This is a genomic window from Acinetobacter rudis (assembly GCF_031157835.1).
In the GTDB taxonomy this organism is placed as follows: domain Bacteria; phylum Pseudomonadota; class Gammaproteobacteria; order Pseudomonadales; family Moraxellaceae; genus Acinetobacter; species Acinetobacter rudis_A.
Window position 1 is genome coordinate 60,357 of sequence record NZ_JAVIDR010000019.1, and the last position, 7,030, is coordinate 67,386.

The 7,030-nt window shown below is 32.3% G+C and carries 5 protein-coding genes; 3 read left to right on the forward strand and 2 right to left on the reverse strand.

All coding sequences use genetic code 11. The features are described from left to right. Window positions 1-122 precede the first annotated feature (122 nt). Both RFH42_RS13875 and RFH42_RS13880 read left to right on the forward strand, forming a co-directional pair. Window positions 123-1,643: a heparinase II/III domain-containing protein gene (locus RFH42_RS13875; RefSeq protein WP_308976325.1), complete on the forward strand. Its 1,521-nt coding sequence runs from the start codon at window positions 123-125 to the stop codon at window positions 1,641-1,643. A gap of 134 nt (window positions 1,644-1,777) precedes the next feature. Beyond that, window positions 1,778-2,641, forward strand: a complete 864-nt coding sequence (locus RFH42_RS13880) for a hypothetical protein (RefSeq protein WP_308976326.1) — start codon at window positions 1,778-1,780, stop codon at window positions 2,639-2,641. Window positions 2,642-3,185: 544 nt separating this feature from the next. On the opposite strand, the gene RFH42_RS13885 is transcribed toward RFH42_RS13880, so the two are convergent. Beyond that, on the reverse strand, window positions 3,186-4,193 hold the full coding sequence (locus tag RFH42_RS13885) for a glycosyltransferase (protein ID WP_308976327.1): 1,008 nt from the start codon (window positions 4,191-4,193) through the stop codon (window positions 3,186-3,188). Window positions 4,194-4,204: 11 nt separating this feature from the next. After that, window positions 4,205-5,272, reverse strand: a complete 1,068-nt coding sequence (locus RFH42_RS13890; RefSeq protein ID WP_308976328.1) for a CgeB family protein — start codon at window positions 5,270-5,272, stop codon at window positions 4,205-4,207. A 478-nt stretch (window positions 5,273-5,750) separates the two neighbouring features. Between RFH42_RS13890 and RFH42_RS13895 the strand changes: the two genes are divergently transcribed. Beyond that, on the forward strand, window positions 5,751-6,974 hold the full coding sequence (locus tag RFH42_RS13895; RefSeq protein ID WP_308976329.1) for a capsule biosynthesis protein: 1,224 nt from the start codon (window positions 5,751-5,753) through the stop codon (window positions 6,972-6,974). The last annotated feature ends 56 nt before the right edge of the window (window positions 6,975-7,030 follow it).

Here is a 7,030-nt window from a genome sequence, read left to right on the forward strand (position 1 = left end):
AATTATTTATTTTTATAAAATAAACTTCGGTAAAAGTATTAATTTGTAAAGGTGTTTTATATTTCATGTTTAATTTAAATAAATTTAGTGTATTATGCTAATATTTTATATGACTTATATTTATGAACTTTAAAACATACTTACCAATACACTTCGAGCCAGGCTATAAAAGTTGGAGTGTAATAGATGATACTATTTTTGTATCCCCAGCGAAGCATAAAATTAACATTAATGATATTGATTTTCAACAGCCTGGAAATAATGCAAGTGAAATAATGTGGTTTTATTCACTTGGCTGGTTAGCAAAGTATAGCGAGTCTGAAAAAGTTGAAGCTCAAGTTTTAAAATTTTTATCAAATTATTTTAAAGAAGTTTCAAGTGGAAATTTAGACATCATCTATAAGATATCTAGTTTAGATCATTGTGCAGCATCAAGAATAAGATACTTATGTATGATATATGCACGATTTCATGAAAATCAAGAAATAACTAATATTGTTAGATTGCTACTGATAAGAGAGGTAGAGTGGTTTAGCTCATTAACTGGTGTCGCATGTAACAACCATGGAATGATGTTATGTGTATCTATATTTCATGCAGCACTGGTAATAGGTAAGGGGGGTATTTTATGTGAACTTGAGACAGCAATGCTCTGGTTAAAAGGAATTTTAGATACAGTCATTCCAGAAAATGGATATGTAGTAGAAAATACGATTGGTTATCATGATTTTTATTTTAAATATATAAAAAATCAACTCGTTTTTTTTGATGAATATTATCATGACTTAGAGGTCTATGATTATCTAAATGGATTATTTAATAAGGTTGAATTGGCCCTATATAAAGTTGTAATGCCTAATGGAAATATACCTCCATTGGGTCAGTGTGGCTTTTATCCAACAAGATATAAATCTATACCTGGTACTCATTTATTTAAGGACCAGGGATTTTTTGTTAAAAAAGATAACATTGATTATTTCTCACTTACTTGTGGTTATGCCTCACCTGTTCATAAGCAATTAGACAATACATCTATAACATTAAGTTTGTCTGGAAATGAGATATTTATTGATTCAGGTCTTGGTACGTATAATGAGAAAGATTCTAGATCAGCAGTATTAAATGGGCAAAGAGGGCATTCTGGCGCTTTTTTTAAAGCTCTTGATAATGAATATAGACATTTATTTTTAAGTTCGAATGAACTTAAAAACGTGATGAGTTCAATTGATATTGATGGTTGTTCTATATTATCAAGTTTTTCTTTTGATTTTAAACAGTATAAATATTCTATAGAAAGAGATATTAATTTTATTAATTTTAAATCATTTAGTATTTTTGATAAATTTGAAACAAATAATGATTATGGTTTTCCTGTGAGTAGATTTATTCTTCCAAAGGATACATCAATAACAATAAACTCAAATGTTATTTCTATTGACTGCGAAAACCACTTGGTATCAATGACCATTGGCTCCTCATTTAACTATTCATTTAAAACAGGTAGTGATGATTTTGATAAAACAGAATTTGCTAGTGGTTGGAGATCTCTATCCTTTGGTAAGTTTGAAAAATGTAATGTAATTGAGCTTTATCCTATTAATGGTAATGAATTATCTATTATGATTGATATTAAAGATAAGTAGTTAATTTTCATGAAGTCTTTGCATCAAAGACTTCATGAGCGCTTATATTTAATATATGTGTTTGGTATACATCTAGAAAAACTAGCAATATTATCTGTATAATTAATTAACTAAGTATTATAGAAGAATTAAGTATGCGTATCCTTTTGATTTTTATATTAATATGTTTTTCAAACCTTGCTTACTCTTTTGATATATATTGGCGAGTCCCGTGGGAATTGATGGAAAAATCACAGATTATTACTAATAATGATGTAATTCAGCAGCATTTGTCAGAGTTTGGTTTAAAAAAAATTGATGTTATTTATCATAATAGAATGTTAACAAATGGTGTGGTTGATCCAGACAAAATTAAAAAAATTGTCGATGATAGTAATAAAAATCCAGAAATTCCAATTTCATTTGATATTGAACTTGGTGATAGATTTGTACCATCAACGGTTATTCCGACGATTAATCAGGTCATTGATTTATATAAAGAATATGGTGGTAAGGCTAAAATTGGAATTTATGCAACTTTGCCTCAGCAAACATATGGTGGGAAGAACTTAGATGATGAAACAGAAAAAAAATATATTCAGTTAAATAAGCAGTATGAAAGTTTGGCTGAAAAAATTGATTTTATTAGTCCATCATTTTATTTTTATGATGATGAAGATATTAATCTCTGGAAAAAGTCTGTAGATTTTAATATGAAGCAAAGTAGAGTATTAGCAAAAAAATATAATTTAAAGATATACCCATACATAACTAATGCATTTATCAAGAGTAAAGTTGACCCTATTACTAAAGGATGGTTAATAAAACCGCTTTCAGATCAGCAAATGTTTGATACATTAGAATATATTAAATCACAAGGTGCAGATGGGGTAATATTGTGGAACAGTAGCAATGTTTTAGAACAAGATGGTAAAAAGCCAGTTATTGATTTAAACTCTTCTTGGTTTTATGGGATTAGAAAATTTAATCTACCAAATAATAGTATTTCAGTTAATTAATTTATAAATTGTATTAGGATGTGTTTGTAGTAGTTTTATAAAATTGGACATCCAATTGGGTGGTAATCTAATCATCTAAGAGGTGAACTATTAGAAACACATATATTAAACCTTGGATTTAAATTTAAAGCGATAAACCTTGTTTTAGACTAGGGTTATTTCATGCTTGAAGGGTGTTGTTTATTGAAAGTTAATGAAACTAAGGTTCATAGATTAATTATGTTCTGAATGCGAGGGTAACATTTAGGTTTCTAATCTATTAACTCCTGAGATATTTTTATTGGGTGTTTTTGATCGGTAAGTTGATACGCGAATCAGGACTAATCTAGAGACAATCAAATCGACCTTGATGCTCTATATCAAATTTACAGTGGTGATATTATATATCTGGACAGAGGTTTCACAGAGTTATTTGTAGCAGTTCTCAATTTCTTGGAAGAGTTGTTAGTTGGTTATCCTCCGAATGTGCTGATCAGTCTTTGGTATTAAAAGTATTAGTTGATATTTGGTTATGTCGAGGTAAACCCAAAGTTATTTTAATGAGTTAAATAATTACATTCCATTTTAAAAGTTTCCTCCCTCTAAACATATGCCCAGGAATTTCTGCCCACAATGCAGTAAATTCACTGGGTTTTTTCTGATGTGTTGCTAATAGCTGAAAGAAATGATTGAGTAATAATAAAGTATCGTGACTTTGGCTTATTACTGCATTGGCTTTATATAATTGAGTAAATTTCTTTAAGAATAAAATTTGGTTTTGTTGACGGAGCTGATAATAGTTTTCTTGTTTGTCTTTACTATGGTAAGCATGCAAAAAATAAATGGGTTGTAATAATTGTTCCAGTTGAGCCTTAGCTAAAAGTGCGCGAAATCCAGTTGCCATCATGGGTGCCATATAAGGTTCATCAATGATGACTTGTGCCGAGTATTCAATGAGTTGCTTGTGTTTAAATAACCGTAGCATAAAGTCAAAGTCTTCATAACCATGCCCTTTATAACTTTCATCAAAACCTTGAATCGCATTTACAGATTGTAAATCACAAATAATGATTGATGAAGGAAAAGCCAAGTGTAAAATCCACTCACGCTTAAACTGGTAATAATACTGTTTAAAGGCAGCAATATTTTGTTTAGATAATTGCCGAGTTCCTTTGGCACTTAAGTATAAACAAGGATACATGCAAAGCTGAGCTGAGTTTTGTTTAACAGCAGTAAGGGCTTGAAGAATTTGCTCAGGATTAGTCACTATATCAACATCTAAAAACATGACATAAGGTGTTGTTACTTGTGTTATGGCGATATTACGTAATTTTGCTAATTGGCTTTGGCTGTCAGAACAACTGATGATGAAAACTTGAGTGTTATTCTCTAGTTTATTTTTAAGTTTATTGACCCATTTTTCAGGTGTCGCTGCACAGCCAAAGATAATTTTTATACCTGTAGCATCTAGTACATTTGCCAGCGTTATGGCACGTTGGTAAATATCTTTACTGCGCCGGCTAAAGTCTAACGGAACGACAATACTAAGATCATTCATAGGGCTTGCGATCACTCGGAAATATCCTAAATATGAAGTGAATAATCCTGCTTAGGTAATGAAGCATAAGCATGGTCTATGTTGCATTGCTGTAGTATACGTTGTAGCCATGATCTTACGGTGTAATGTTGAAATACAAGCTCACGTGCAGTATTTATTTTTTCAATTTGTGCTGGATTATAACCCTGTTGTAACTGTTCAAACAGGGCAATGGCTTGATCTTTAGTCTCTATAGTTTCACATAAATTGGGAAATAGGTTATCAATAGCAAGACTTGGATTACTAATAACAAGTCGATTACAAGCCATAATTTCAATTAAGCGTCTTGAAAACATGGTGGGTGAATTTGTAATAGTGTTGACATTAATGGCTTGTTGAAACTGATGATTTAGGCTGGCTGTTTTTTTATAGTCTACAGCTTCTTTATATACAAGTTGATCGATCTGAGGGAATTGATAGTTCTTATTGGTTTTAGCACGTCTCGCATGTCGGTCTACTATCGTTAAACCAAAGGGTGCAGCCGCTTCAAAACACAGGTCTTGCCATTGACGACGTTCATGGTGCATATGTCGCATATAGCTACCAATAAAGATGCTTGAATGAGACTGAATGTGTGAAAAGGGAGCTGGATAATGAATTTGGGGTTGAAAAGGAAATGGTAAGGCCGCAATTTTACTATTTGGACACTGTACCTGATATTGCTGAATTAAGTTTGCATCGGTTGTAAAAATATAATCAAATAATCGAGCAGAATGAATAAATTGCTCAAAATGAAAAGGGTCTTCCTTATTCCAGAAAATAGTGGGAATGTTATGGTTTTTTGCCCATTGGATTAATTTAACCAATGCGGCATTATTTCGTTCTGGATGTTCAGGGTAGTTTGCAACCTTGTACTTCCATTGTTTTTGATTACCCAACCAAGTTGATTCAACTAATAGAAAGTCATATTTTTTAAAAAATAACGGGCGACGTTTAGGGTTAGCAAAGTCTAAATGTACATAGGGCTCAAAAGCCAGAGCTTTTCTCGTAAAGTCATCTAATACACATAGTATATTTAAACTATATTTTTGAGGAGATGGTGTAAAAGAAGGCATAAACTTTAGTTGGCTTTCTCAAAGGTGAACAGGGTTGTGTGAATTTCATCAAATATTGAAACGTAAATCACGCATGCTACTCGTTTTTTTAAAAAAAGACCAGTGCAAAATGAGATCAATCTTTCATTTTTATGACAAATTAAAGATTTTTTCATACAAATATTTGAAATTTTTTATTCGTTATTGTGCCTTGAAGTATAGTCTGTAATGCTTGTGTTGTATGGGGCTTATACAATTTTTAACATGGTTGAATATAATTTGTAGATAGTGTTCACTTATCTTTAATCTATTTATGTTACTTGTTTTTTTATTTTACTTATCGGATATCCAACCTATAATGTCTCAGCTTTAGTTACTATACATATAGCAAAGTGATTGGCAAATGGACTGTCAATTTTTTTGAACTGGTGATTTTTATACATTATTTTGACATATTTGTCTTAGTTTTGATGGTTGCAATTGAGTATTTAGGCATTTCATGACACAGCATATCAGTGAATTACTGAGCTCTCGACGGGTATTATTGTTGCAAGGCCCGATGGGAGAATTTTTCCGTCTTTTTGCTGATTGGCTGAAAGGACATCAGGTTGATGTACTAAAAATAAATTTTAATGGTGGTGATCGTTTTTTTTATCCTCAACAACAAAATGTATTTGATTATACTGGAGCGGTAGATGAGTTTGCTGTTTGGCTAAAAGCATTTATAGAACAACAACAAATTGAAGCCATTGTTTGTTTTGGTGATTGCCGTAAATACCATCTTATTGCTAAACAGGTCACTGAAAATACAGCAGTTCAGTTTTTTGCATTTGAAGAAGGCTATATACGTCCAGATTATATTACCTTTGAAAAGGGTGGAGTAAACTCTTTTTCAAGCTTCTCACAACAACAATATCCAGAAACAGAAAAACAAGCCTGTATACCAGTACATAATCAGTATCGTAAAATGGTACGTAGTGCAATTTTATATTATTTGTTTGGTGTTTTATGTCGGGCACATTACCCACTTTATCAACACCACCGAGGCTTGAGCACTCGAGAAGAATTAGCTTATAGCTTAGTGTCGATGTGGCGACGACAAATAAATGCTATATTTGAACCACGTCGTTTTCAGCAATTTATTCAACAGTATGATAAACAGTACTATGTTTTTGCACTACAAGTTCATAACGACTCACAGATTCGTGTGCATAGTGAATTGGGTAGTATGGAAAAATATATTGAACAGGTTGTAGAAAGTTTTAGTCAATTCTCCGCACCACATCATCATTTAATTTTTAAGCATCATCCTATGGATCGTGGTTATCGGCATTATGGTGCATTGCTACGTAAATTGGCTAAACGCTTTGATGTGACAGGGCGTATACATTATTTCTGTGATATTCACTTACCCACTTTACTCAAACATAGTCTTGGTATGGTGACAGTAAACAGTACCACGGTTATTCAGGCACTTTATCATCAGATTCCTGTTAAGGTGCTGGGTAATGCACTCTATAACTTACCTGGTTTAACCAATCAGAACAGCTTAGAGCAATTTTGGAAGCAGCCTGGTGTTGTAGATCATGAGTATTTTCTACAATTTCGGCATAACTTAATTGCCTATTCGCAGCTCAATGGTTCATTTTATGGCTTATCACCATGGATGCAGGGTGAATATGATAATCCTGCGGCAGAAGATTTGACATCCTCACCCCCTTAAATGGGGGTGATTCCTACTGCTAGACGCTTATGTCCAAGCGCAAGTATATTCAGTGC